Annotated in this window: 21 protein-coding genes; 10 read left to right on the top strand and 11 right to left on the bottom strand. The window is 32.1% G+C overall.

Annotated features, from left to right (window positions below; translation table 11 throughout):
* Position 1: 1 nt before the first annotated feature.
* Positions 2 to 1,054 carry an acyl-CoA reductase gene (locus AC1EUV_RS05810; RefSeq protein ID WP_480197739.1) on the bottom strand — a complete coding sequence of 351 codons (1,053 nt, stop codon included), beginning with the start codon at positions 1,052 to 1,054 and terminating at the stop codon, positions 2 to 4.
* A gap of 64 nt (positions 1,055 to 1,118) precedes the next feature.
* Here AC1EUV_RS05810 and AC1EUV_RS05805 point away from each other — a divergent pair, with 64 nt between their 5' ends.
* Both AC1EUV_RS05805 and speB read left to right on the top strand, forming a co-directional pair.
* Positions 1,119 to 1,472, top strand: coding sequence for a 4Fe-4S dicluster domain-containing protein (locus AC1EUV_RS05805; protein ID WP_480197738.1), 354 nt, complete (start codon positions 1,119 to 1,121; stop codon positions 1,470 to 1,472).
* Positions 1,473 to 1,567: 95 nt separating this feature from the next.
* A complete protein-coding gene (speB, locus tag AC1EUV_RS05800) occupies positions 1,568 to 2,335 on the top strand; it encodes an agmatinase (RefSeq protein ID WP_480197737.1) in 768 nt (255 codons plus the stop codon).
* Between the two features lie 63 nt (positions 2,336 to 2,398).
* Here the strand turns inward: speB and AC1EUV_RS05795 are convergent, their stop codons facing one another.
* From AC1EUV_RS05795 to AC1EUV_RS05780, 4 genes are all read right to left on the bottom strand, one after another.
* Positions 2,399 to 5,200 (bottom strand): TonB-dependent receptor, encoded by a 2,802-nt coding sequence (locus tag AC1EUV_RS05795; RefSeq protein ID WP_480197736.1) that lies wholly within the window; start codon positions 5,198 to 5,200, stop codon positions 2,399 to 2,401.
* 153 nt (positions 5,201 to 5,353) lie between these two features.
* Positions 5,354 to 8,308, bottom strand: coding sequence for a TonB-dependent receptor (locus AC1EUV_RS05790; protein ID WP_480197735.1), 2,955 nt, complete (start codon positions 8,306 to 8,308; stop codon positions 5,354 to 5,356).
* Between the two features lie 17 nt (positions 8,309 to 8,325).
* Positions 8,326 to 9,327 (bottom strand): FecR family protein, encoded by a 1,002-nt coding sequence (locus tag AC1EUV_RS05785; protein ID WP_480197734.1) that lies wholly within the window; start codon positions 9,325 to 9,327, stop codon positions 8,326 to 8,328.
* 108 nt (positions 9,328 to 9,435) lie between these two features.
* A complete protein-coding gene (locus tag AC1EUV_RS05780; RefSeq protein ID WP_480197733.1) occupies positions 9,436 to 10,008 on the bottom strand; it encodes an RNA polymerase sigma factor in 573 nt (190 codons plus the stop codon).
* A gap of 135 nt (positions 10,009 to 10,143) precedes the next feature.
* Between AC1EUV_RS05780 and ychF the strand changes: the two genes are divergently transcribed.
* Genes ychF through AC1EUV_RS05750 form a run of 6 tightly spaced genes read left to right on the top strand, consistent with a single transcriptional unit; the run spans position 10,144 to position 16,930 of the window.
* Positions 10,144 to 11,235 carry a redox-regulated ATPase YchF gene (gene ychF, locus AC1EUV_RS05775; protein WP_480197732.1) on the top strand — a complete coding sequence of 364 codons (1,092 nt, stop codon included), beginning with the start codon at positions 10,144 to 10,146 and terminating at the stop codon, positions 11,233 to 11,235.
* Positions 11,236 to 11,244: 9 nt separating this feature from the next.
* A complete protein-coding gene (gene tgt / locus AC1EUV_RS05770) occupies positions 11,245 to 12,375 on the top strand; it encodes a tRNA guanosine(34) transglycosylase Tgt (protein ID WP_480197731.1) in 1,131 nt (376 codons plus the stop codon).
* Complete coding sequence (locus tag AC1EUV_RS05765; protein ID WP_480197730.1) at positions 12,376 to 13,461, top strand: LptF/LptG family permease; 1,086 nt, start codon at positions 12,376 to 12,378, stop codon at positions 13,459 to 13,461.
* Positions 13,448 to 14,344, top strand: a complete 897-nt coding sequence (locus AC1EUV_RS05760; RefSeq protein ID WP_480197729.1) for a DMT family transporter — start codon at positions 13,448 to 13,450, stop codon at positions 14,342 to 14,344. The genes AC1EUV_RS05765 and AC1EUV_RS05760 overlap by 14 nt, the downstream gene beginning before the upstream one ends.
* A 51-nt stretch (positions 14,345 to 14,395) precedes the next feature.
* Positions 14,396 to 15,349: an acetyl-CoA carboxylase carboxyltransferase subunit alpha gene (locus tag AC1EUV_RS05755; protein WP_480197728.1), complete on the top strand. Its 954-nt coding sequence runs from the start codon at positions 14,396 to 14,398 to the stop codon at positions 15,347 to 15,349.
* A gap of 9 nt (positions 15,350 to 15,358) precedes the next feature.
* Positions 15,359 to 16,930 (top strand): NAD(P)H-hydrate dehydratase, encoded by a 1,572-nt coding sequence (locus tag AC1EUV_RS05750; protein WP_480197727.1) that lies wholly within the window; start codon positions 15,359 to 15,361, stop codon positions 16,928 to 16,930.
* A 31-nt stretch (positions 16,931 to 16,961) separates the two neighbouring features.
* Here the strand turns inward: AC1EUV_RS05750 and AC1EUV_RS05745 are convergent, their stop codons facing one another.
* The 6 genes from AC1EUV_RS05745 to AC1EUV_RS05720 form a co-directional block, all read right to left on the bottom strand.
* Positions 16,962 to 17,984: a TlpA family protein disulfide reductase gene (locus AC1EUV_RS05745; protein WP_480197726.1), complete on the bottom strand. Its 1,023-nt coding sequence runs from the start codon at positions 17,982 to 17,984 to the stop codon at positions 16,962 to 16,964.
* An 84-nt stretch (positions 17,985 to 18,068) separates the two neighbouring features.
* Positions 18,069 to 18,593 (bottom strand): TlpA family protein disulfide reductase, encoded by a 525-nt coding sequence (locus AC1EUV_RS05740; RefSeq protein ID WP_480197725.1) that lies wholly within the window; start codon positions 18,591 to 18,593, stop codon positions 18,069 to 18,071.
* A gap of 141 nt (positions 18,594 to 18,734) precedes the next feature.
* Positions 18,735 to 19,040, bottom strand: coding sequence for a hypothetical protein (locus tag AC1EUV_RS05735; RefSeq protein ID WP_480197724.1), 306 nt, complete (start codon positions 19,038 to 19,040; stop codon positions 18,735 to 18,737).
* A 70-nt stretch (positions 19,041 to 19,110) separates the two neighbouring features.
* Positions 19,111 to 19,491, bottom strand: coding sequence for a hypothetical protein (locus AC1EUV_RS05730; protein ID WP_480197723.1), 381 nt, complete (start codon positions 19,489 to 19,491; stop codon positions 19,111 to 19,113).
* A gap of 43 nt (positions 19,492 to 19,534) precedes the next feature.
* Entirely contained in the window at positions 19,535 to 19,981 is a 447-nt protein-coding gene (locus tag AC1EUV_RS05725) for a YybH family protein (RefSeq protein ID WP_480197722.1), read from the bottom strand.
* Positions 19,982 to 20,025: 44 nt separating this feature from the next.
* Positions 20,026 to 22,572, bottom strand: a complete 2,547-nt coding sequence (locus tag AC1EUV_RS05720; protein WP_480197721.1) for an ATP-dependent Clp protease ATP-binding subunit — start codon at positions 22,570 to 22,572, stop codon at positions 20,026 to 20,028.
* 224 nt (positions 22,573 to 22,796) lie between these two features.
* Here AC1EUV_RS05720 and gyrA point away from each other — a divergent pair, with 224 nt between their 5' ends.
* Together gyrA and AC1EUV_RS05710 are read left to right on the top strand one after the other, a co-directional pair.
* Positions 22,797 to 25,316, top strand: coding sequence for a DNA gyrase subunit A (gene gyrA / locus AC1EUV_RS05715; RefSeq protein ID WP_480197720.1), 2,520 nt, complete (start codon positions 22,797 to 22,799; stop codon positions 25,314 to 25,316).
* A 15-nt stretch (positions 25,317 to 25,331) separates the two neighbouring features.
* Entirely contained in the window at positions 25,332 to 26,612 is a 1,281-nt protein-coding gene (locus tag AC1EUV_RS05710; RefSeq protein ID WP_480197719.1) for a tetratricopeptide repeat protein, read from the top strand.
* Positions 26,613 to 26,654 lie beyond the last annotated feature (42 nt).

Here is a 26,654-nt window from a genome sequence, read left to right as displayed (position 1 = left end):
ATTATAAGTTGTTCAAGAATTCCATTGTGTCGACACCGTCAGCATAATCAGATAAAGACGGTTGTTGTGTTTTGCCAAAATCAACAGTGTTTTCTAAACTATTACTAACAACACATTGAATCTGTTCTCTTTCTTCAATTAGTTTTTTATTTAAAGAATCTAGATCATCATAATATTCATAGAACAGGCTAGAAATAGGTGAGGAGTAACTAGGATCTTCCTTTAACATTAAGAATCCGTTTTCTAACAAATCAAATTCACTCATTAAATACACGGCTTTGTTATAATCGTAGTTATTAGCGTATTTTTTATAATTGATAATATCTTTATAATCATATATTGCACCAAATAGCTGATCAAAATCATAATTTTTAGGTACAAATAATTTAGAAACACTTCTACAGCCTAATCCGAAATAACGAAAAATGTCTTCACCTAATCCAACAAGTTCTTCTTTAGATTCTTTACCAGTCAGCACAGCAACGCTGTTTCTATTTTTACGAATAATATTCGATTGCTTACCAAAATAATACTCAAAATAACGAGCTGTATTATTACTTCCAGTAGCGATTACTGCATCAAAATCTTCTAGTTTTTCTTCAGTAAAAGCAATTTTATCTTTTAATTCAGGCTCAATATGTTCTAAATACTTTGATATAAGCGGAAGAAAGTGTTTATCGTTAGAAGATTGTTTGACAACAATAGAATGTCCAGAAACTAATACTGATAAAAAATCATGAAACCCAACCAAAGGGATATTGCCTGCCATAATTACTGCAATAGTTCTTGCATTGGTATTTAAATTGTATTTAGAGGTCCAGTTATTTAAATTGCTTAATGTTAATTCTTTAGACCAAGATTCAAAAGCATATAAAATATTTCCCTCGGTAAACCAACCATTAAATTCCTTAGCTCTTTTAATTTGTAGTTTAAACGCATCAAAAAATAGATCATTCAATAAAACGCCTTCTTTTTGCTCAATATTTTCTCTTGAAAATTGACTTAGAAAATTTCCAAATTCAACAAAAGCATTGATTCTGTTTTGCGATAACATTTATTCGTTTTTTACGTTCTTGTTTTCGTAACTTTGCGACTGCAAATTTAATCGAATTTAAATTATGGCAATTATTATAACAGATGAATGTATAAACTGTGGTGCTTGTGAGCCAGAATGCCCAAATACTGCTATTTATGAAGGTGCCGACGATTGGCGTTATAAAGATGGAACTTCTTTAACAGGAAAGGTCGTTTTACCTAATGGAAATGAAGTAGATGCTGATGAAGTTCAAGAACCAGTTTCAGATGAGATCTATTATATTGTTCCTGATAAATGTACAGAATGTAAAGGGTTTCATGAAGAGCCACAATGTGCTGCTGTATGTCCTGTAGATTGTTGTGTGCCAGATGAAGATAATGTAGAAACTGAAGAAGAACTTCTTGGTAAGCAAAGATTCATGCATCCAGAAGATTAATTAAAAATAGAAGTAATTACTATATAAATCCTAAACTTAAAGTTTGGGATTTTTTTATTCAATATTTTAATGGATATTTATGGTAAATAAAACTGATGAGCAAAATTAATATACAAGGAATACAATTTGATAAAAAATCATCTTATCAAAGAGGACCAGCATTTGCACCACCATTAATAAGAGAAGCACTACACTCTGGTTCTATGAATTTATTTTCAGAAAATGGCAGTTCGATTGAGCATTTAATTGACGACAAAGGAGATTTTGAAATCTCTGATTATTTTGGAATAGAAGAAATAACCAAAAATCATTTAGATAGTAAGGTTCTGACACTTGGAGGTGATCATTCTATTACATATCCAATAATAAAAGCTTATCAAAAAAAATATTCTAAGCTAGATATTCTCCATATAGATGCACATTCTGATTTATATGATGATTTTGAAGGAGATAAATATTCACATGCATGTCCTTTTGCTAGAATAATGGAAAACAAACTAGTTGTAAGATTGGTGCAAGTTGGAATAAGAACATTAAATGATCATCAAGCTGAGCAAGCAAAGAAATACAATGTAGAAATTCATCAAATGAAAGATCTTGATATTTCTTCTATTTCAAAGTTTGAAAATCCTTTATATATCTCTTTAGATATGGATGCCTTTGATCCTGCATACGCTCCTGGAGTTTCACATCATGAGCCAGGTGGATTGTCATCTAGACAAGTTATAGAACTAATTCAGAATTTAAATGCAGAGATTGTTGGTGCAGACATCGTTGAATACAACTCCAATAGAGACTTTCAAAATATGACAGCATTTCTTGCTGCTAAAATGATGAAAGAGATTATTGCTAAAATGAGATAAAAAAACCGAGTATTTAAATTTATACTCGGTTTTTCATATAATAAAAACTTAATTCAATTCTATTTAAAACTTATAGTTTAATGATAAATTAAACATAGTACCTAATTGACTAAAATGATAACCATCATAAGTCATTTGAGAATAACGCTGATTAAATGTTATCAGATTAGACTGACCTTGAACTTGTGTAGGATCATTAAGAATAGCAGCTCCAGCCGCATTTTCTGCTTTGAAAGACCATTCTGGTAAAACATTTAATAAATTGTTTACGTTTAATGCGATTGTTACTTTTTCTGAAGCATTAAAGTTGATCCCTAAATCTGTCACTATTTTTGGTGTGAACTCTGTCCCTATATTAAAGATGCCATTTGCATCCGTTGATAAACCTTGTTGAAAGAATGAAGTTTTACCAAAATATGTGTTGTTTAAATTAAATCCAAACTTACCAACATCATAATTTGCGCCCAATATCCATTTAGTTTTTGGTCTTGAAGTGAAAAATAGAGCTTCTTGAGTCTGATTTACAACAGATTGTCCAGCATTTGCAACTAAAGGAATATTCTTAACCGCTCCATCTCTTTCGTTTTCAATAGTATAATTTCCAGATAGGTTTAAATCTAAATTCCCTTTACCAATCTCAATATTTTTCTGACTTAAAACCACATCTATACCAGATGTTTTTGTGTCAATCGCATTTGAAAAGAAACTAATATCACTTAAGTTATTTTCACTTAGTAGAATATCTAAAGGATTATTGGCATCACCAGTGGGTCCAATCTCTGTACCTAAAACTATCCTGTCTTTAACTGCAATATTGTAATAATCTACAGTGAATGATAAATTGTTTGTTATTTTACCACCAAAACCAATTGTAAAGTTTGTAGATTCCTCAGCATCTAATTCTGGGATATTCAAAAGTTTAGCTTGAGTTGATACATTATTAATCAATCCACCAACTTGGATGCCCGATCCAGGTACAAAGCTATATTGTGCTTTTTGAGTAAAAATTTGATGTAGTGTTGGAGCTCTGAATCCTGTTGAATATGATCCTCTCAAAGTTAAATCATCTGTGATTTTATATCTTGAACTTAACTTATAAACGAACGTATTTCCGAAATCTGAATAATTTTCAGTTCTTATGGTACCACTTAATAAAAACTCTTCACTAACATCAAAATCTATACTAAAATAACCTCCAAAATTATATCTGTTAAATTTTCCAGAATTTTGAGGTGCATTTCCTGAAAAAGAGTCAGCACCACCACCATCATAAGAATCTAAAGTACCCTCAATAACTTCAAACACTTCGTTTCTAAACTCAGCACCGAAACCTATACTTACTTGATCAGATAAAATTTTTGAGATATCGATATTACCTACATTATGGGTAAATCTAGTCCCACCTGGGTCAAATGTTTGAGCACTATTCTCTCTATAGAGTTGTGACCCTTCGGTTACTTCACCATCATCAATTTGTCCATTATTATTAGCATCGACCCATGTTGATGGAGAAAAAACGACATTTCTATTATGAGAATTTCTTACTTTATATGTTTGGGTATTTCCTCCAGTTGTATAACTTAAGTCAACATTCCAGTCATTTATTTTAGTTTTTAAGCCTATAGTTCCATTATAATCATTTAAAAGACCATCGAACGTTGGTACATAACCATCATAACCACCAGCATTGTTTGGATTATTTCCTGGGAAGAAATCTGCTAGATATGGAAAATCATCAACAGTTCTCCAATATGGAGTTCTATAATTTGCAAAACTGTTTACGTTCTTATAAACATAAGCTGCATTAAAATATAATTGTGTGTCTTCGTTAACATCGTAACCAGCATTTATTAAAAACTTAGAAGCTGCTGTTTCTGGAGATCCATTTATGTTTCCAGCGTCAGGGCGTCGAGATAAAAATTCACGTACATCTGCTATATCGGCACCAAAATCTGCCGCTTCTCCTTCAGCACTAACAGTGCCAGGTCTATTTGCCAAATTTACTTTTGATAGGTCGATAGTATAATTTATAAACCCTTTTCCATCTCCTATTTCGGTTCCATTGTTTACAGCAATACCAACCATCTCACCATCTCCTTCACTAGTCATACCAGTTCTTAATGTTGCTGAACCATCATTTACTTTGTCTTTAAGTATAATATTCATTACCCCGGCAATAGCATCAGAACCATATTGTGCTGAGGCACCATCTCGTAATACTTCAACTCGCTTAATTGCATCTGTTGGTATCGCAGATATATCTGCACCGGTTTCACCACGACCTGGAGAGGTTTGTGTATACAATAAGGCACTTAGATTTTTTCTCTTACCATTAATTAAAATTAATGTTCTACTTGGTCCCATATTTCTAATTTCATACGGATCTAGTAGCGAAGTAGCATCATTTACAGGTGTTTGAACCGTATTGAACGAAGGAATCCTGTATTGCAATGCTTTGTCGAACGTTACCTGACCAGTCGATTGTAAATCTTTTGCTGGTAAAACATCAACTGGTAATGGAGTATCAGCATTACTTCTAGGTGCTGTTCTAGAACCCACAACAACTACTTCATCTAACTCTTGACCACTCGCCAATGAAACATTTACTACCGATCTACCATTAACAACGACTTCTTTTGTTGTATATCCAACAAAACTCACTACAATAGTTGCATTACTACCTACATCTAACGAATAATTTCCTTCGAAGTCGGTAGTTGTCCCATTAGTGGTTCCTTTTTCAACTACGCTTGCCCCTGGCAAGGGTTGATTATCTGAATCAGTAACTGTTCCAGAAATTGTGCTTTGTGCTAAGACAGTACTAATACTGAAAACAACACTTAATAAGAATAAAAATTTCTTCATGTAAATTATTTAAATTAATATTATTTTATTGGCTAAATTTTGAAAATAATGACACCAATTAGATATATAAGCACTTAATTATGATTAGATACTCTTAAATTTTTAATTATTTTTTAATTAAAATTTAAATAATTGATTTACAGTGAGAATGAATTAGAACTTATAGGTAAGCTTAGTATAATAGAAAGATCCATTTGTTCCCATTTGAACCGAATCCCAATAACCTCCACTATCAGTCCATGTATTTTGTTGAGAAGGATAAATATTAAATATGTTGTTAGCCCCTAACCAAAATCTTAGATTTTTTGAAACAGAATAACCAAAGTTAATATCTGTTGTTAGTTTCGGATTATAAATATCTGTAGCTTTTTCCAATCTATCTTGACTATTTATATATGGAGAATCTATATCTTCAAATTGTAAAGGTTGTGTTATTTGCCAATCTATTAATTTTAAACTACTGAATCTTGTTAAATTTAAATTAACATCTAGCTTATTGTTACTATAAGATGCATTAAAATTGAATTTATTCTTTGGTGCAGATGCTAATAAAAAATGTTGATCTCTTATACCAAAAAATATTTCTTGATCTAGAGTTTTATTATTGATACTTTCAATACTCATAGTATTGAAGTTGCCGGCAAATGTTAAGTCCAATTTACTTCTAGCAAACTTCTTTTTCCATGTAAAAATAATATCTAACCCTAAAGTCTTTGTGTCAACTCCGTTTGCAAAGAATTGGACATCTTTAATATTCGGAGAAATGGTTGATGCATCAAAATTACCTGTTAAAATAATTCGATCTTTAATTTTTACATAATATGCGTCTGCCGTGGCACTAAAATTATTGATTTTTGTTGTAAACCCTAAACTTCCATTTAAAGCTATTTCTTCTGTAAGATTGCCAATACCAAACTCTTTAGTAATAGGGCTGTCGTTTGGTGCTAAAATAGATTCTGACGGCTGACTTCCTATAAAATTTGTAAACGTTAAGTTATAGTATATTTGAGCTAGCGAAGGTGCTCTAAACCCAGTACTAAAAGCACCGCGAAGGTTAAAGTTATTACTTGCTTTTACTCTGGTTGATAACTTAATATTTAACGTGTTTCCAAAGTCGCTGTATCTTTCAAACCTACCTGAAACACCAAACATAAAGACATCTGAAAAATCAGCCTCGGTATCTAAATATAAAGCTAAATTACTTCTATTTCTATCAACAACGTTTTCTACGGAGTACCCTGGAAATCCTTGAGATCCACCTGGTCTAATGATTCCATTATGCATAACTAAATTATCCAATGGAGTTTGATTATTAATTACGCTACCATTGATATCATAAGTGGCATAAGAAGCCTCTTCTCCTGAAAAAATTTTATAATTTTCAATACGATATTCCGTTCCAAAAGCTAAGTTTAATCCCTTAAATATATTGCTATAATATCTTGAAACATCTATACCTGTGGTATTCTGACTTAGCGAGTGGCCACCAGCATTAAAGTTTGTTGGTGACAATTGTTGCAAAGTGGCATTTAGCGTTTCTTTAATATGATATTTGAACTTATTTCTGCCATAAGAATTATTGACATCAATATGCCAATCGTTAAACTGAGCTTTAAATCCAGATGAAAAGGACACATCTGTAATTGTTGCTGTAATTAATGGGTTAAAACCATTGGGATAAATACTTACCACATTTCTTGGACTATCACTATTTCTAGTAAAAGCATACGATTCTGAGTCTCTAGAGCTATAACCGCTATTTACATAAAAATTAATTTTGTTGTTTAATGGGATTTCAGAATTTAAAAACATTGTGTATTCATTTAATCCCGCCTCTCCATACTTCTCTCTAAAATTAGCTCCTGGTCTTAAAGTATTCTCTCTAGATAAGAACTCGGTAGATAAATTAATAAAACCTTTTTTAAAGGCTTTCATTCCATAATTTGCTGATAATTTTATTGTATTTCCATCAGTTCCCTTAGTTGAATTAGGGAAATTTCCTTTGGCATTTGCGTTATGAAAACCATATGTTATATTTCCTCTAAAAACGTCAATATTGTCATTCAGAACTATATTAATTACTCCCGCAATTGCATCTGAACCATACTGGGCAGAGGCGCCATCTCTTAAAACTTCTATCTTTTTAATGGCTGACGCAGGTATGGTGTTAAGATCGGTACCCGAATTTCCCCTTCCTCTGGTTCCATACAAATTTATTAGTGAAGATTGATGCCTTCTTTTGCCGTTAATTAACACTAATGTTTGATCGGGGCCAAGACCTCTTAGCGATGCCGGAACAATATGATCAGCTCCATCGGCACCAGACTGTTTGGAAGCATTGAATGATGGGATAACATATTGCAATAATTGATTTATTTCTATTCGTCCACCTTTATCGATAGCTTCTTCAATATTAACAACATCTATTGCAGAAGGGGTATCTACGGCAGTTCTATTAGCATTTCTAGAGCCCACAATTTGGATTTCATCTAAAAACTCACCATGCTCCAAAATAATATCGAGTCGTTTTTGTTGACTAGCATTTACGCTTTTAGCAGTATAACCCACGAAGCTAATATCTAATACAACATTTATATTAAGGGTATTAAGTTTAAAGTAACCGTTTCCATTTGTAAAAGTTCCATTATCAGTATTTTTTTCTATAATACTTGCACCGTACAATGGTTTTCCAAAAGCATCAGTTACTCTACCCAAAATAGTTCTCCTGGTATTACTTACAATGGTAGAATCTTTTTTATTAATCAAAGAATTGTTAGTGCTATTTTTATTATATGTTGGTTTTGATTGATTTTCTTCATCATATACTACAAAGTAGTTATTACCTAAATTATCGTAGTGTAATTTTGTATTTTGTTTTAATTGGTTAATTATTGCTTTAAAATCTGATAATCTGTATAGTGAGGTTTCTACATATATATCTTGAAGAAGCTCGGAGTCATATGTGAAAAATACTTTATATTTTTCACCTAGATACTCTAAAAACGACGTTAACTTAATTCTTTGACCATTATTAACCTCTTGAGAAAAAACACATAAATTAAAGTTGAGTGTAATAAAGAAGATTATAAACAATAATCTATTTGACATAAACTTTTGAAATAAAACTATTTCTTACGAATATATAACTTGTTATTATCATTTAAGATAGTTACTTGAGCTGTTTTTTCAATTGTTTTAATACAAATATCTAAATCTCGAGTTGGAATAGCGCCAGTAATTAATATATTTTTACACTTTTGATCTTCGAAAATAGGTTCTATACCGTAAGTAGCCTCTATTTTTTCAAATGCTACAATTAGAGGAGTTCTATCAAATGTTAAAGACCCTTCTTTCCATGAAGTTTGTGAACTTGACTTATTATTACTTTTCTCTTCTATAATGCTATTTAATTTATGAGAATAAGAGATTAGATCGCCAGGAGCCATTATTTTTTCTTTACCATTTTTTAGTTTAAGCTCAATATTTCCCTCTTCTAAATATACCTGCGTTTGCTCTTTACGGTTATTTACATTAAATTCTGTACCGTAGACTTCGATCTTTAAGTCATCCGTTTCTACCCAAAATTTGGCATTTGAAGATTTTTTCTTTTCTACTTCGAAATAAGCTTCTCCTTTTAAAAAAATACTTCTTGCTTCATTTTGATAATATGAAATACTTGAATTTGCGTTTAAAGTAATAAAACTACCATCAGGTAAACTTATATCTAAAATTTCTCCAAATGTAGTTTTGTGAGTAATGTGTATATTTCTATTAGTAAAATAAATTAGAGAAATAGATATAAACAAAAGGATAGAAGCAGCTACACCAAAAAAACTTTTATTTTTGTAAAACATGGTAGATAGAATTGGTGTTTTCTTCTGCTCTTTAATTGTTCTTTCGAGACGACTCCACTCTGTATCGATAATTGATGCGTCAACATCTTTTTTATTAAACTGAATACCAACAATTATTTCTTTTGCATCCAAAGCAAGCTCCTTTTTGTCGGGATTGTTTAAAATCCAGTTTTCCCAAAAATCAATATCACTTAATTGACTTTTTGTTGCCCAATTTTTAAAAGATTTATCGTTCAAAAAATCTTCTATATTCAAATAATCCTTTTTATTCATGTAGGGTTTAATAATTTATAACAATTTATGTTTGTACTTTTCCTTTTTAATTCTAAAGATACTTTTAAGAATTTTATACTCCTTTTTTTTTCCTTTAATTATACTATCTCATAAAATATCTTTTAAAATTTTACTTAATGCTACATCCTGACGTAATCTTTTAATCGTTTTGTATAATGAATTTACTACACTTTGGTAATTTATATCCAAGATTTCAGCAATCTCATTAATAGATAAATTGCTATAATATTTTAAATAAATAATCTCTTTTTGTTTTTTTGGCAACTTATTAAGCGAATTTAAAAGACTGGCATTTTTAAATTCTTTTATTTCTTGATTTATAATAATATCTTCTTCACAGAAATGAAAACCTAGATCACTTGGGTTTATATTTTCCATTGCTAATCTCGTTCTATTTTCTTTCATCATTTTTATAAGGCGTCTTCGAAATGCAGTAAATAAGTATGGTTTTAAATTATTTAAATCTGCTAAATTAGCTCTATGATCATATATGTATAGAAAAAAACCTTGTAGACAATCCTTAGCTAAGTCGCTGTCATTAGAAATTTTTAGACCATAATAGTAAAGCGGTGAATAATAAGATTTAAAAAGCACAGCCAAAGCTTTAAGATCACCATCTTTTAATGCATTCCATAACGCTTCTTCTGGTAGATTTTTCATATAGTCTAAAAGCCGTAGCCAATTGTAGCAAAGTTAGAATAATTTAGAGTAAAATCAACAAGGATAGATTTCAACATAATTCTGTGGTCAATCTTAACACAAAGCACTATATTTGCACCGCTAAAATTATACTTAATGAAAGCCGGAATTGTAGGATTACCAAATGTAGGGAAATCAACTTTATTTAACTGTTTATCAAATGCTAAAGCGCAAAGTGCGAACTTTCCCTTTTGTACTATAGAACCGAATATTGGTGTAGTAAATGTGCCAGATAAACGCTTAGAAAAATTAGAAGAGTTGGTGGATCCTGAAAAAGTATTACCAGCAACAGTTGAGATTGTTGATATTGCTGGTTTGGTAAAGGGCGCTAGCAAAGGTGAAGGATTGGGTAATCAGTTCTTGGCGAATATAAGAGAGACAGATGCTATAATTCATGTATTACGTTGCTTTGATAATGATAATATTGTGCATGTTGATGGTTCTGTAGACCCTATAAGAGATAAAGAAACAATAGATATAGAACTACAGTTAAAAGATTTAGAAACTGTTGAAAAGCGATTAGAACGTGTAAAACGTACGGCCAAAACTGGAAATAAAGAAGCTCAAGCTGAATTAGTTGTTTTGGAAAAAATAAAGGATACTTTAGAAAGTGGTAAGTCAGTTAGAGCTATAGAACGAAATGAAAAGGAGGCAGAATTTATGCAGCCTATGCAGTTTATAACAGATAAACCTGTTTTATATGTATGTAATGTAGATGAAGCTGCTGCAAAAAACGGAAACGCCTATGTAGAAAAAGTGAAGGAAGCTGTAGACGATGAAAATGCTGAAGTAATCATTCTAGCTGTTGGTACTGAGGCGGATATTACTGAATTAGAAACCTACGAAGAGCGCCAAATGTTTTTAGAAGATTTAGGTTTAGAAGAAGCAGGCGCTTCTAAATTAATTAGAGCTGCTTATAAATTATTGAATTTACAAACATATTTTACTGCAGGTAAAAAAGAAGTTAGAGCTTGGACTATCAATATTGGAGATACCGCACCACAAGCAGCTGGAGTTATCCACACGGATTTCGAAAAAGGATTTATTCGTGCCGAAGTAATGAAATATGACGATTTTGTAACATTAGGTAGTGAAGCTAAAGTTAAAGAAGCTGGTAAATTAGCAGTTCAAGGTAAAGAATATGTTGTAGCTGATGGAGATGTAATGCATTTTAGATTTAACGTTTAAGTAAATTCTATGGAATTTGAACTTAAAGGATTAGATCAAAATAGTAGGGCTAGGGCGGGAGAGATAATTACAGATCATGGTGTTATCGATACGCCTATTTTTATGCCAGTTGGTACTGTAGCTTCTGTAAAAAGTGTACATCAACGGGAGTTAAAAAATGACATCAATGCAGATATCATTCTTGGTAATACATATCATTTATATTTAAGACCTCAAACTACTATTTTAGAACAGGCAGGAGGTTTGCATAAATTCATGAATTGGGATCGACCGATTCTAACGGATTCTGGTGGTTATCAAGTCTATTCTCTTTCTGGAAATAATAAAATTACCGAAGACGGTGTAAAGTTCAAATCTCATATTGATGGTTCTTCACACTTCTTTTCTCCTGAATTCTCAATGGATATTCAGCGTAGTATTGGCGCAGATATTATTATGGCTTTTGACGAATGCACGCCTTATCCATGTGAATATGGTTACGCAAAGCAATCTATGCATATGACACACCGTTGGCTGCATAGATGTATTGATCATTTAAATAAGACTCCAGAACTTTACGATTACAAGCAAACATTTTTTCCTATAGTACAAGGAAGTACTTATAAAGATCTCCGTAAACAATCTGCTGAATATATTGCTTCTGTTGAAGCGGAAGGAAATGCCATTGGAGGACTTTCAGTTGGCGAACCAGCTGAAGAAATGTATGAAATGACAGATATAGTTTGCAATATTTTACCCGAGGATAAACCAAGATATTTAATGGGCGTTGGTACACCAATAAACATACTTGAAAATATTGCTTTGGGTATTGATATGTTTGATTGTGTAATGCCAACGCGTAATGCACGTAATGGTATGTTATTTACAGCACATGGTACTATAAATATTAAGAACAAGAAATGGGCAGATGATTTTTCACCAATAGATGAAATGAATCATTGCTTTGTAGATACAGAGTATTCAAAAGCATATTTACGTCATTTATTTGCTTCCAAAGAATATTTAGGTAAACAAATTGCTTCAATACACAATTTGGCATTTTATTTATGGTTGGTTCGTCAAGCGAGAAAACATATCTTAGCGGGAGATTTTACTATTTGGAAAAACCAAATGGTAAACCAAATGAATAAACGATTGTAAGTGCGAAAGCTCGACAGATATATACTCAAGAAATATTTCACTTCTTTTTTCTTTACACTGCTTATTTTAATACCAATTGCGGTTGCAATTGATATTTCTGATAAAATAGGTAAATTTTTAGCGCATTCAGATCTAGGAGCTTTAGAGATAATTAACGATTATTATATACCATTTATTATATTTTACGCTAATACGTTTATGCCATTAGCATTATTTATTTCTACAATTCTGTTTACTTCGAAGCTTGCCAACGATACTGAAATAGTGGCCATAAATAGTGCTGGAATTTCCTTCACTCGTTTTCTGAGACCTTATTTTATTGGAGCAACAATTATTGCATTAATAGCTTTTGTCGCAAATCATTTTATTGTACCAAAAACCAATGGCACATTCGAAGAATTTCAAGATAATTACACGCGTAGAACTAAAAAATCAAAAACATTTGTATCGAATGTAAACCTACAATTAACTAAAAATGACTTTGTATATTTTAGAAGTTATGATCTAAAAAGAAATACAGGCTCAGATTTTTCATACGAACGATTCAATGGGTTGCAATTGAAATATAAATTAAGTTCGAAGAGTATTAAATTCAATGAAAAAGATTCAATATATACACTTTCAAATTATAAGAAACGGTTCGTAATGTCAAAAAATGATAGTATATATTCTGGGCAAAAGTTAGATACCATTTTTAACTTTAAACCTCAAGATTTGTTATATACAAGCACTATAGCCAAAGCGATGAATTCTTATGATTTGAATAACCATATAAATATATCTGAAAAAAGAGGCGTTAGTAATTTAAATCAATACAAAGTTGAATTTTATAAAAGAACTAGCCTACCGATTTCATCGTTTATTTTAACAATAATTGCTGTAGCTCTCGCTTCTAAAAAGAGAAGGGGTGGGGTTGGTGTTAATTTGGCACTTGGTGTTGCAATTATGTTTTCTTACGTTTTTTTTCTTAAAGTATTTGAGGTACTTGGTTCAGGTGCAACATCAAACCCATTATTTATGGTTTGGTTACCCAATGTACTGTTTGGAATCTTAGCTGTTTATCTATATATCAATGCTAAGAGATAAACTAAAACATAATCTTCATTTACATTTATTGGTTTTTATTGCTGGGTTTACAGCAATTTTAGGTGAACTGATTAGCATTGAAGCCTTTTCATTGGTTTGGTATAGAATGGTAATAGCCGGTATTTTAATGTTTGCATATATTAAAATCGCCAAAATGAGTATTACTGTTTCTAAGAAAAGATTGCTTCAGTTTTTAGGTGCTGGAGTTATAATAGCCTTGCATTGGATTACTTTTTTTGCATCCATAAAGGAAGCAAATATATCAATTGCACTCGCTATGTTTTCAACAGGAGCTTTTTTTGCAGCGATTATAGAACCAGTTTTTTATAAAAGAAGGGTTAGAACTTATGAGCTGCTTTTTGGATTATTAGTAATATTTGGAGTTTATCTAATAATAGATAGTGAAATAAAATATTTGACAGGAATTCTATTGGGAATTTCTTCTGCATTTTTTTCGTCGTTATTTGCAGTTATTAATGGACGATTTGTGGAAAAAGAGAATGCGACCGTTATTTCATTTTACGAATTTATAGGTGGAGTAGCCTTTATTAGTATATACTTAGCGATTTTTGGCGTTGGTTTTAATGAAGAGTTTTTTACATTAAATTCTAGCGACTGGCTATATATATTTGTCCTTGCATCAGTTTGCACAGCATACGCATTTATTGGTGCAGTTTATATAATGAAGTTCATAAGCCCCTTTACTGTAGTGTTAACTTATAACCTTGAACCTGTGTACGGTATTGTTTTAGCTATTATTATTTTTGGAAAGAGTGAAATTATGAGCACAAATTTTTATTACGGAGCAATGCTTATTTTGGCTACAGTTATTTTGGATGGATTGTTTAAAAATTATCCAAACCTATTCAGATTAAAAAAATAAACTCTTCCATACAAAGTTCATATATTTGTACACCTAACTTAATTAACCCGAATGGAATATTTAGATTTTGAAAAGCCTATTCAAGAGTTGGAAGAACAACTCGAAAAGTGCTTGTTGATTGGTAAAGAAAGTGATATCGATGTCTCGGAAACCTGTCAACAAATCGAAAAGAAATTAGAAAAAGCAAAGAAAGATATATACAAGAACTTAACTCCGTGGCAACGTGTTCAGTTATCACGTCATCCAAATAGACCTTATACTTTAGATCACATAAATGCCTTAACCAAAGGTACATTTATGGAATTGCACGGTGATAGAACCGTAAAAGATGATAAAGCAATGGTCGGTGGTTTAGGGAAGATTGGAGATCAATCTTTTATGTTTATAGGTCAACAAAAAGGATATAATACTAAGACGCGTCAATATCGTAATTTCGGTATGGCAAATCCTGAAGGATATCGTAAAGCATTGCGCTTAATGAGAATGGCTGAAAAGTTCAATATTCCTGTAGTGACTTTAATAGATACTCCTGGTGCTTATCCTGGTTTAGAAGCAGAAGAACGTGGTCAAGGCGAAGCCATTGCACGTAATATTTTTGAAATGTCTAAGCTAAAAACGCCTATTATATCGATTATTATTGGCGAAGGAGCTTCAGGTGGAGCCGTTGGTATTGGTGTTGGTGATCGTGTTTTTATGATGGAAAACACTTGGTATACTGTTATTTCACCAGAATCATGTTCGTCAATTTTATGGCGCAGTTGGGAGTACAAAGAACAAGCAGCCGAAGCATTAAAGTTGACAGCCACAGACATGAAAAAACTAAAGTTAATCGATGGTATTATTAAGGAGCCTTTTGGTGGTGCACATAGTAATAGAGACGAAGCTTTTAAAATTATTGAAAAGCAAATTTTAAAGTCTTTCGATCAGCTTAAAGACCTTTCAATAAAAGAATTGGTTGAAAAGCGTATGGAAAAGTACGCTGATATGGGTGTATATAAAGATTAAGTTCATTTCATGAAAATACTTTCCGCTGAACAATTATATCAGGCAGATCAAGTAACCATTAAAAAAGGAGAGATGACTTCTGCGGATCTAATGGAGCGCGCTGCGACCTTATGTTTCCAGTGGATTCACAATAGACTTCAAGGCAATACAATACCAATTCGTGTATTTTGCGGTACAGGTAATAATGGTGGCGATGGTTTAGTTATAGCGCGTCATTTAAAACAGCATGGTTATAATGTAGCTACCTTTGTTGTTAATTGTGGTAATGAGAGAACCCAAGACTTTTTAACTAATTACGAGCGTTTAAAAGAATTAGGTGTCTGGCCAGAAATGATTACTTGTCAAACTGATCTACCAGAAATTTCAGAAAATGACATGATCATTGATGCAATTTTTGGTTTAGGATTGTCACGCCCACCGAAAGGTGTTATAAAAGAAGTTATTGAACATATTAATAAGTCTAATGCTTATGTGCTTTCGGTAGATGTACCTTCGGGCATGTATGCTGCTAAAGCAATAGAAGATAAAGAAGCTGTAATTAGAGCTTATCATGTACTAACATTTCAAGCACCAAAGTTATCTTTTGTTTTACCCGAAAATCAAGAATTTCTAAGCACTTGGGAGGTTATTGATATTGGTTTGGATGCTGAATTTATTTTTAAAGTAGAAGCTGATTATTTTATTACTGAAAAGCCGGATGTGTTACCCTTGTATAAGTATCGGCAACAATTTTCTCATAAAGGCGACTATGGTCATTCATTGCTAATTGGTGGTAGTTTTGGTAAAATTGGTGCTATTTCACTAGCATCTCGTGCTGCTTTAAATATTGGTAGTGGTTTGGTGACAGCTTATATTCCAAAATGTGGCTATCAAGTTTTGCAGACAGCTTTACCTGAAGTAATGGTAGAAGTTGATATGGAAGATGAAATTCAAAAGATAAATTCTAAAGTTACTGCTAATGCTATTGGAATAGGAGTTGGGCTAGGTACGTCTAGCAAAACTTTATCAGGATTTAAAGAGTTCTTATCTAAAAACAAAACACCATTGGTTATTGATGCTGATGCTATTAATTTATTAGCAAAGGATAAATCTCTTTTAAAGTTAATCCCGAAAGGATCAGTGTTAACACCACATCCTAAAGAATTTGAACGTTTAGTGGGTAAATGGAAAGATGACTTTGATAAATTGGATAAGCTTAAAAAACTAGCTTCTAAACTTGAAACTATTATCGTTCTGAAAGGGGCTTATACAGCAATTGCTTATAATGATAAAATTTACTTTAATGCAACTGGTAACCCTGGGTTAGCGACTGGTGGTAGCGGCGATGTGCTTACTGGTATTATAACAGGATTGGTAGCACAAGAATATTCATCATTTGAAGCAAGCGTTTTTGGTGTTTATTTACACGGAAAAACTGCTGAACTAGCTATGAAAGACTTGGTATTTGAAACATTTACAGCTTCAGATAGTATAGATTATTTATCAGATGCTTTTAAATACTTATTTAAAAGAGAACAATTGCCACAACAAGAAGTTCACCAAGAAGAACAAGATACAGAAGACTCTGAAGTACATGTATAAAAAAAAGACTCAATTTTGAGTCTTTTTTGTTCTATATATTCAATTCCTTAAATAATTTCTTTAACTGAGGATCTGAGGGTCTTGGAGCGTCTGAACTCACAATATTCCCATCAGGATCAATTAATATAAATCTAGGTATGCCAGTAATTCTATAATCTTGTACAAACTTAGAATTCCAATCTTTATCAGCTAAAACTTGAACTCCCTTAAGATCACGTTCGTCAACCATTCTCTTCCATTTGTCTTTATTTTTTTGTTCATCTATAGACAATCCCACGAAAGTAATATTCTTATTATGATATTCAGTTTCTAATTCTTTTAAATAAGGTATCTCGCGCTTACAAGGTCCACACCAAGTAGCCCAAACATCTACATATACGTATTTACCCTTAAGATCGTCTAAGGCAACGCTTTTACCTTCAAGATTTGGATAATTAAATTTTGGTGACGGTTTACCTTTTCCTAAAATTTTAAGTAACTCATGTTTCTGTTGATAGTTTGAAGTTAGATATTTAATAAATTGCTCATTTGATCTATTCTCATAATCAACAAAACCCGAATCTAAGTCGTTAGCATTGGTAATTAGATCGCTCATAGATTTTTTTAAAGTATTTACTTTAGTATCGAAAGCTGGTTTGTCCAATTCAAAAAAAGAATTAAAATTCTCTAACCCTTCTTTTTCTTCAAAACGACTTTTATTGCTCATATAGTTGTTTGTGCCAGCTCCTAATCCAGCAAAAGAAATAGAATTTGATAAATCATTAGCATCAAAATTTGCTTGAAGATTATAACCATTTTTTAAAAAAATAAAAGTTTGATTCGGCTGATGCTCTAGCATATAAAAACCATCTTTTACAGAAATGGTATCAGAAAAAGAACCATGTTTATTCACCAAAATTTCTCTTTTAAAGTCTGGGCCATTTAGGATTATCTTTTCTGATGTTGGATTGGTAATCTTCCCCGAAAGGGTCGCGTAATCTTTTACAACTTCTTCTTTTTTACAGCTTAAAACTAGTAGAACAGATGCAAAAAAGATTATTGATAATTTCTTCATTAACTTAAGTGTTAGTAGTTCTTAAAAATTAAATATTCTAAGAGACCGCTAATTTAAGACTTCCTTACAGTAATTGCGAAGTATTTATTTTTTTAAAATAGAATTTAACAGATCTTTTAACTTTTCTTGCGAAGGTTTTGGCGCAAAGGCATCTATAATTATGCCATTAGTATCTATTAAAATTGCTCGAGGAATATTGATAACGTTGTAAGATTTTATAAAGTCAGATTGCCAATCTTTATCGACTATTAATTGAATTCCTTTTAAGTTTTGATCTTTAATTTCTTTTAACCACTTTGATTTATCTCTATTGTAGTCTACAGAAATATTGATAAATACTATATTCTCTTTATACAATTTAGTTAGCTCTTCTAGATGTGGCAGTTCTTCCTTACTAGGTTTGCTCCAAGTTGTCCAGAGGTTTATATATACATATTTGCCTTTAAAGCCTTCTAGATTAACAAGTCGATTGGTGTTGTCTTTAAATGAAAATTTTGGCGAAACTTTGCCTGGTGCAATGGCAGTTTTCTCGAAGTTACGTGTTACTTCTTTGCTTAAGGTAAAGGAGAGGGTGCCTAAGACTACAATTAATAATAGTAGATTCCTCATGTTTAGCGATTTTGGGATTTATTGTATAATATAAACGCCAAAATTTAAAAATATTGTGCCTTTAGTTTTAAATTAGTACTAAACTAAATATTTAAAAAAGAATGATTTAACTAATAAATTGTAAAGTAATAATTAATGATGTTATATGCAGATTGTACAAAAGCGATTTTTTGATCTCTTTAAAAATTTGTTTTTAGGTGGGATCGGTTTATGACATTTTTCGCAAAAGCTATGATAACCATCATCAATTTTTGCTAGCATCATTTTAAGTGCTTTTAGCTTGTGCTCTACAATTTCAATTCTACGTTCGGCTATAGAGTGGTCTAATATTCTGTTACGAGAAATACTCTTTGTAGTATGACTTTTATATTCAGCAATAGAATTGTAAGTGCTAGTTATTTCATTTACAATTCTTTCTTGCAAAGACGTTGTTTGATCTTTAGTCATAATAGCTCAGTTGAAATTCGAATATACTAAATAATTAATTGATTTCTAGAACGTAAAGTCACTAAAATTATTACTGTTGATAGCCTATATTTTTATTTGAAGACTTAGATGGTATAATCTCTACAAAGTAATAAACAAGTGATGCTATAGAACTTACAAGTACTAATAGAATGATCCACATAATCTTAGTATTACTATCTTTTTCCTTATTATTGCTTACGTGAACTATGTAATAGATCATAATTACTAATTTTATAATCACGGCAAGCACCACTACTATAATAATTGTAGTTAATGATTGAAAAAATTCTACAGGGAGCTCGTTATGATTATTTTCAGCTTCTATAATATTCCCTAATAAGAATGTGAAAAAATAAATAATATAGATTAGACTAAGTAAGAAAGGCAAAAAGGTTAAAATACCTAACCATATTTTTTTTGAATTACTCATAGTGTTGATAATTAACTTTTTAAAGATACAAAAGATAAACTATCTAAGGTAATAAGGTATAATGTCCATGAATACATAACCATTTGCCATTTTCTTTCACAAATATTCTGGTAGATTTTCCTTTGGTAGCAAATGGCTTGCCATTTGTTGAACCCGAATCTGACCAATAATAAGTTATAAAAGCTGTATTACCATTTATTGTGACCTTTGACTCATGCATTTCTGTATGGATGGGAGTTGAACTATCAATCCAATCTTTTATGCCTTTTATTTCAGCTGCTTTACCAGAGCGTAAAACAGAATCATATTCGCCGAATTGCGTAAAATCCTCATGTACATAAGATGAATATCTATCTATATCGCCTTTTTCAATGGCATCCCACATGTCTATTAATGTGGACTTGATAAGCTCTTTTTCTTTGAGAGAATTTACTCCAGTTTTACAACTTGATAGTATTATTAAAAATAGTAGATAAGTAATTTTTTTCATGAAATTATTGCAAAAAAATCCCTCCAAAAGGAGGGAAGTGAAACTTATTCTTTTTCTTCGGCTGCTTTTTTAGCCTTCTTAATCTTTATAGTGAGCTCATCAGTTTTTTCATCGAGATCCATAAAGATACTATCGTTTTCTTTAAGCTTGGAATTTACAATTTCTTCGGCCAACGCATCTTCTATATATTTCTGTATTGCACGTTTTAATGGTCTAGCACCATATTGCTTATCGAAACCTTTATCAGCGATATAATCTTTAGCCTTATCACTTAATGTCATTTTGTAACCAAGTCCGTCAATACGTTCTAATAGCTTTTCTAATTCAATGTCAATAATAGCATGAATGTCTTCTTTCTCTAATGCATTAAATACAATTACATCATCAATTCTGTTCAAGAACTCAGGTGCAAAGCTTTTCTTTAAGGCATTTTCAATCACACTTTTTGCATTAGCATCTGCTTGTTCTTTCTTAGAAGCTGTACCAAAGCCAACACCGGTACCAAAGTCTTTTAACTGACGGGCACCAATATTAGATGTCATAATAATGATAGTGTGTCTAAAATCAATTTTTCTACCTAGACTATCTGTAATATAACCATCGTCTAATATCTGTAATAACATATTAAACACATCTGGATGTGCTTTTTCTATTTCGTCAAGTAAGACTACAGAATACGGTTTTCGACGAATCTTTTCTGTTAATTGTCCACCTTCTTCATATCCAACGTATCCTGGAGGCGCTCCTATCAAACGAGAAATAGCAAATTTTTCCATGTATTCGCTCATGTCAATACGAACTAGAGCGTCTTGAGAATCAAATAATTCACGTGCTAATACTTTTGCCAATTGCGTTTTACCAACACCTGTTTGGCCTAAGAAAATAAAGGAACCAATTGGTTTGTTCGGGTCTTTTAACCCAACTCTATTACGTTGAATGGCTTTTACAACTTTTTCTACAGCCTCATTTTGACCAATCACTTTGCCTTTAATTAGGTTGTGCAAATCGGCTAAACGAGCACTTTCTGCTTCGGCTATTCTATTTACAGGTATACCTGTCATCATAGAGACTACTTCAGCAACATTATCTTCAGTAACAGTTTCTTTATGTAATTTAGATTGATTTTCCCATTCTTGCTGAGCTGTTGTTAATTCTTTTTCTATGCGCTTTTCATCATCTCTCAGGCGCGCTGCTTCTTCATATTTTTGATTCTTTACAACGTTGTTTTTCAGCTCTCTAACATCTTCTAATTGCTTTTCTAATTCAAGTACCTGCTTAGGTACCACAATGTTGGTGATATGAATTCTAGATCCTGCTTCATCTAAAGCATCTATTGCTTTGTCTGGCAAGAAACGATCCGTCATATAGCGATTCGTTAACTTTACACAAGCTTCAATAGCTTCATCAGTAAAGACTACATTGTGATGATCTTCGTATTTATCTTTAATATTATTTAATATTTGAATAGTTTCTTCAACTGAAGTTGGTTCAACCATTACTTTTTGAAAACGACGTTCTAAAGCACCATCTTTTTCGATGTTTTGACGGAATTCGTCCAAAGTAGTGGCACCTATACATTGAATTTCACCTCTTGCTAAGGCTGGTTTAAACATATTTGAAGCATCAAGAGAGCCTGTAGCTCCACCTGCACCAACTATGGTATGAATTTCGTCAATAAAAAGAATAATGTCATCATTTTTTTCAAGCTCATTCATTAACGCTTTCATACGTTCTTCAAACTGACCACGATATTTTGTGCCCGCAACAAGACTAGCCAAATCAAGAGAAACAATACGTTTATTGAAAAGTATTCTGGAAACTTTACGTTGAATAATCCGTAATGCCAAACCTTCAGCGATAGCAGATTTACCAACGCCTGGTTCACCGATCAAAATAGGGTTGTTCTTTTTTCTTCGACTTAAAATCTGTGAGATGCGCTCTATTTCCTTTTGTCTACCAACTACAGGGTCTAACTTGCCTTCTTCGGCTAAAGCCGTTAAATCACGCCCAAAATTATCCAGAACAGGTGTTTTAGACTTCTTAGTAGTCTTTCCTTTTTGACTGGAACCTTCAAAAGGGTTTTGCTTAGGCTCATCAAACTCATCATCGCCTTGTGTTTCAGCTCTTGGAGTTATCGAGATGTCGTCATCTAAAAATAATTGACTGAAAATGTTTTTTACTTCATCATAATCAATGTCAAAACGATTTAATAGTTTAGTTGTAGGATCATTCTCATTACGCAATACACATAATAATAAATGAGCAGTACTAACTGCCTTGCTTTTGTATAATTTAGCTTCTAAAAAAGTAGTTTTTAATGCTTTTTCTGCTTGTTTTGTTAGATGCAGGCTTTTTTTGTCATTTCCATCAACAGCTTCTGGATTGGCAGGACTCAAACCTTCAATCTTTTTACGTAGCGTGTCTAAATCAACATCAAGCGTAGTTAATATATCTATTGCTTCTCCATTTGCCTTACGTAATAAACCTAACATAAGATGCTCAGTTCCAATAAAGTCATGCCCTAATCGTAAGGCCTCTTCTTTACTGTAAGCAATCACATCTTTTACTTTTGGTGAAAAATTATCGTCCATAAAATATATTTATTGTCGTAAAATTAGTAGAATTTTTTAATTATTAATTACAAAAGTTATGCCCATCTATCAACAGTGACGTAATGGCATGTAAAACAGCTCATTTGCTATAGTTGATTGTTAATAAAAACTGTTAATAAAACTACACTTTTTTACAATTAAAAAATTGCATTTGTTGTATATTGCTCCTTTAATAAAAACGAGTAAAACATAAAGAAAATTATATGGCAGAAGGCGAAAAGTTAATTCCTATTAATATTGAAGAAGAGATGAAGTCATCGTACATTGATTATTCAATGTCGGTGATTGTATCAAGAGCATTACCAGATGTACGCGATGGTTTAAAACCAGTGCATAGAAGAGTGTTGTTTGGTATGCATGAATTAGGAATAAAAGCAACTGGAGCGCATAAAAAATCAGCTAGAGTAGTTGGTGAGGTTTTAGGTAAGTATCACCCACATGGTGATACATCTGTATATGATGCTATGGTGCGTATGGCTCAAGATTGGAGCATGCGTTATGAAATGGTTGATGGCCAAGGTAACTTTGGTTCTCCAGATGGTGACAGCCCAGCAGCAATGCGTTATACCGAGGTTAGAATGCGCAAAATATCGGAAGACATGTTGGCCGATATTGATAAGGACACTGTAGATCATCGTTTAAATTTTGATGACACTTTACAAGAACCAACAGTTCTTCCTACTCGTATACCAAGTTTATTGGTAAATGGAGCTTCTGGTATTGCAGTTGGCATGGCCACTAATATGGCTCCACATAATTTAACTGAAGTTGTAGATGGTACAGTAGCATATATTGATAATAATGCTATTGAGATTGATGAGTTAATGCAACACATAAAAGCACCAGATTTCCCTACAGGTGGAACTATTTATGGTTATGATGGTGTTAAGGATGCTTTTCATACAGGACGCGGTCGCATCGTTATGCGTGCTAAAACCTCTTTCGAGGAAGTGAATGGTAGAGAATGTATAGTTGTTACAGAATTACCATATCAGGTAAATGGTGCTGATTTAATGAAAAAAACAGCGGACCTTGTAAATGATAAAAAAATTGACGGAATTGCTTCTTTAAGAGATGAAACAAGTAGAAAAGGAAGGAGATTAGTTTATGTTCTGAAACGTGATGCAATACCAAACATTGTTCTCAATAAATTATATAAGTATACAGCATTACAGACATCATTTAGTGTAAACAATATTGCGTTGGTAAATGGTCGTCCAGAAATGCTGAATCTAAAAGATTTAATTAGACATTTTGTTGATCACAGGCATGAAGTTGTAGTTCGCAGAACAAAATATGAATTAGCTAAAGCGGAAGCTAGAGCACATATATTAGAAGGGTTAATAATTGCTTCGGATAATATAGATGAAGTAATTAAATTAATCCGTGCTTCTAAGAATGCTGATGAGGCTCGTGAGACGTTGATGAAGCGGTTTGAATTATCTGAAATTCAAGCTAAAGCGATTGTCGAAATGAGATTGCGTCAGTTAACTGGATTAGAGCAAGATAAATTAAGAGGTGAGTATGAAGAAATCAAAAAATTGATTGAAGATTTAAAAGATATTCTTGATGATGAAGGGCGTAGAATGACCATTATAAAAGATGAGTTATTAGAAATTAAAGAAAAGTACGGAGATACTAGGAGGTCTGAAATTGAGTATGCAGGTGGCGACATGAGCATTGAAGATATGATTCCTGATTCTAAGGTAGTGGTAACTATTTCTCATGCTGGTTATGTAAAAAGAACAAATCTTGATGAATATAAAGTCCAGAATAGAGGAGGACGTGGTCAAAAGGGTTCGGCTACTAGAAATGAGGATTTCTTAGAGCACTTGTTTGTTGCTACAAATCATCAATATATGTTGTTCTTTACTCAAAAAGGTAAGGTCTTTTGGATGCGCGTATATGAAATTCCCGAAGGTAGTAAAACATCTAAAGGGCGTGCAATTCAGAACCTTGTAAATATTGAGCCAGATGATAAAGTAAAAGCATTTATTTGCACGCAAGATCTTAAAGATGAGGAGTATGTAAATAGTAATTATGTAGTCATGGTTACTAAAAAAGGGCAAACCAAAAAAACATCATTGGAGCAATATTCTAGGCCAAGAACTAATGGTATTAATGCTATTACTATTAGGGATGGGGATGAGCTGTTAGAAGCTAAACTAACTGATGGCAATAGTCAAATAATGATTGGTGCAAAATCTGGTAAGGCGATTCGTTTTGAAGAAGCAAAGACTAGACCTATGGGTAGAAATGCTTCTGGTGTTCGTGGAATCAAATTAGCTAGCGATAAAGATGAAGTAATCGGTATGATCTCTGTAAATGATATGGAGAGTAATATTCTAGTAGTTTCTGAAAATGGTTATGGAAAACGATCTAGTTTGGAAGACTATAGAATTACAAATCGTGGTGGAAAAGGTGTTAAAACTATTAATGTTACAGAAAAAACTGGTAATTTAGTAGCTATAAAGAATGTAACTGACGATGACGATTTAATGATCATCAATAAATCTGGTATCACCATTCGTATGGCGGTTGCAGATTTACGTGTTATGGGTAGAGCTACTCAAGGAGTCAAATTAATAAATATTAAAGGAGATGATTCAATTGCTGCTGTAGCTAAAGTGATGCATGAAGAAGATGAAGAGAATGATGATTTAGAAAATGGCACGGAAATTGAAAATAAAGACTCGAACAATTCAACAAACAATCAAGAATAATTAATTAGAATCAAAATGAAAAAATTAGGTTTAGTGTTATTAGCAGCAACTATAAGTTTGTCGGCTTATGCACAAAAAGATGCAATAAAAGCTTTAGAAAAAGCATCAAAGAATGGTGATTTAGCTGCCGCAAAAACTGCCATCAGTAGCGCAGAAGGAGCTTTAGAAGATAAATATAAAGCTAAGTTTTACTTTTTAAAGGCCAAAACATATTATGATGTTGCTAAAGCTAATTCAGAAGGAGCTAGTGCTGCCTATGAAACAGCTGCTAAATCTTTTCAAGATTTAATTGCTTTTGAAAAGCAATCTGGTAAGGCTAAGTACACTCAAGAAGCTGAACCAATGCTTAATGCTTTAATATCTGATGTGTCTCAAAAAGGAATTAAAGAATATCAAGATAAAGAGTATACAAGTGCTAAAAAGACATTAAATCAAGTTTACAATTTAAGTAAAAAAGATACTGTTTTTTTAGAATATGCCGCAAATGCTGCTTATTTAGATAAAGATTATGATACGGCCTTAGAATATTTCACATCTTTAAAAGATATGGGGTATACAAATATTGCTACTCAGTATACTGCAGTAAATGTTCAAACAGGCGAGCGTGAAAGTTTGCGTTCTAAAGCTGAAATGGATTTAATGATTAAAACGAAACAATATAAAGAGCCTAAAACTGAGGTAAGTGAATCTAAAAAAGCTTCGATTATAAAAAATATTGCTTTTATTTTAGTAGAAAAAGGAGATGTTGAAAATGCGATTGTAGCTGTAAAAGAAGCGAGAAAAACTGATCCTAAAGATATTAATATGCTCTTAACAGAAGCAAATTTGTTACTTAAATTAGGAAAAAAAGATGAGTTTAAATCTTTAATGGAAGAAGCGATTGCTTCTGATCCTAATAATGCAAGTTTACATTTTAACGTAGGAGTAATTAATCAAGAACAGGGTAAGATAGAGGATGCTAAGCTAAATTATAACAAGGCAATTGAGTTGGACCCTAATTATTCAGACGCCTATTTAAACCTTGGTTCAGTTATGTTAGAAAAAGATAAAGATTTGGTTGAAGAAATGAATAACAATTTGAGCAACTTTAAGAAGTATGATGAAATAAAAGCTAGACAAGTAGAATTATATAAAGAAGTAATTCCCGTTTACGAAAAAGCATTTGCTATTAAAAAGGATAAAAATGGTAAACCTGATGTTGATATAGCAAGAACATTAATGAGCTTATATGAAAATGTTGAAATGGATAACAAGTATAAAGAAATGAAAGCTATTTGGGATGCTTCAAAAGAATAAGTAGCAAAAAACTTAATTGCAAAAAATAAAAAACTCGCTAAA

It is taken from the genome of Maritimimonas sp. 2304DJ26-3 (genome assembly GCF_056591635.1).
Note: the sequence above shows the minus strand (reverse complement) of the source record. Positions and strands in the feature narration are given on the sequence as shown.

What these genes read in the sequence shown, in the direction of transcription:
- AC1EUV_RS05810 (WP_480197739.1), bottom strand. Translation starts at nt 1,054, where the DNA reads ATGTTATCGCAAAACAGAATCAATGCTTTTGTTGAATTTGGAAATTTT.
- AC1EUV_RS05805 (WP_480197738.1), top strand. Translation starts at nt 1,119, where the DNA reads ATGGCAATTATTATAACAGATGAATGTATAAACTGTGGTGCTTGTGAG.
- speB (WP_480197737.1), top strand. Translation starts at nt 1,568, where the DNA reads ATGAGCAAAATTAATATACAAGGAATACAATTTGATAAAAAATCATCT.
- AC1EUV_RS05795 (WP_480197736.1), bottom strand. Translation starts at nt 5,200, where the DNA reads ATGAAGAAATTTTTATTCTTATTAAGTGTTGTTTTCAGTATTAGTACT.
- AC1EUV_RS05790 (WP_480197735.1), bottom strand. Translation starts at nt 8,308, where the DNA reads ATGTCAAATAGATTATTGTTTATAATCTTCTTTATTACACTCAACTTT.
- AC1EUV_RS05785 (WP_480197734.1), bottom strand. Translation starts at nt 9,327, where the DNA reads ATGAATAAAAAGGATTATTTGAATATAGAAGATTTTTTGAACGATAAA.
- AC1EUV_RS05780 (WP_480197733.1), bottom strand. Translation starts at nt 10,008, where the DNA reads ATGAAAAATCTACCAGAAGAAGCGTTATGGAATGCATTAAAAGATGGT.
- ychF (WP_480197732.1), top strand. Translation starts at nt 10,144, where the DNA reads ATGAAAGCCGGAATTGTAGGATTACCAAATGTAGGGAAATCAACTTTA.
- tgt (WP_480197731.1), top strand. Translation starts at nt 11,245, where the DNA reads ATGGAATTTGAACTTAAAGGATTAGATCAAAATAGTAGGGCTAGGGCG.
- AC1EUV_RS05760 (WP_480197729.1), top strand. Translation starts at nt 13,448, where the DNA reads ATGCTAAGAGATAAACTAAAACATAATCTTCATTTACATTTATTGGTT.
- AC1EUV_RS05755 (WP_480197728.1), top strand. Translation starts at nt 14,396, where the DNA reads ATGGAATATTTAGATTTTGAAAAGCCTATTCAAGAGTTGGAAGAACAA.
- AC1EUV_RS05750 (WP_480197727.1), top strand. Translation starts at nt 15,359, where the DNA reads ATGAAAATACTTTCCGCTGAACAATTATATCAGGCAGATCAAGTAACC.
- AC1EUV_RS05745 (WP_480197726.1), bottom strand. Translation starts at nt 17,984, where the DNA reads ATGAAGAAATTATCAATAATCTTTTTTGCATCTGTTCTACTAGTTTTA.
- AC1EUV_RS05740 (WP_480197725.1), bottom strand. Translation starts at nt 18,593, where the DNA reads ATGAGGAATCTACTATTATTAATTGTAGTCTTAGGCACCCTCTCCTTT.
- AC1EUV_RS05735 (WP_480197724.1), bottom strand. Translation starts at nt 19,040, where the DNA reads ATGACTAAAGATCAAACAACGTCTTTGCAAGAAAGAATTGTAAATGAA.
- AC1EUV_RS05730 (WP_480197723.1), bottom strand. Translation starts at nt 19,491, where the DNA reads ATGAGTAATTCAAAAAAAATATGGTTAGGTATTTTAACCTTTTTGCCT.
- AC1EUV_RS05725 (WP_480197722.1), bottom strand. Translation starts at nt 19,981, where the DNA reads ATGAAAAAAATTACTTATCTACTATTTTTAATAATACTATCAAGTTGT.
- AC1EUV_RS05720 (WP_480197721.1), bottom strand. Translation starts at nt 22,572, where the DNA reads ATGGACGATAATTTTTCACCAAAAGTAAAAGATGTGATTGCTTACAGT.
- gyrA (WP_480197720.1), top strand. Translation starts at nt 22,797, where the DNA reads ATGGCAGAAGGCGAAAAGTTAATTCCTATTAATATTGAAGAAGAGATG.
- AC1EUV_RS05710 (WP_480197719.1), top strand. Translation starts at nt 25,332, where the DNA reads ATGAAAAAATTAGGTTTAGTGTTATTAGCAGCAACTATAAGTTTGTCG.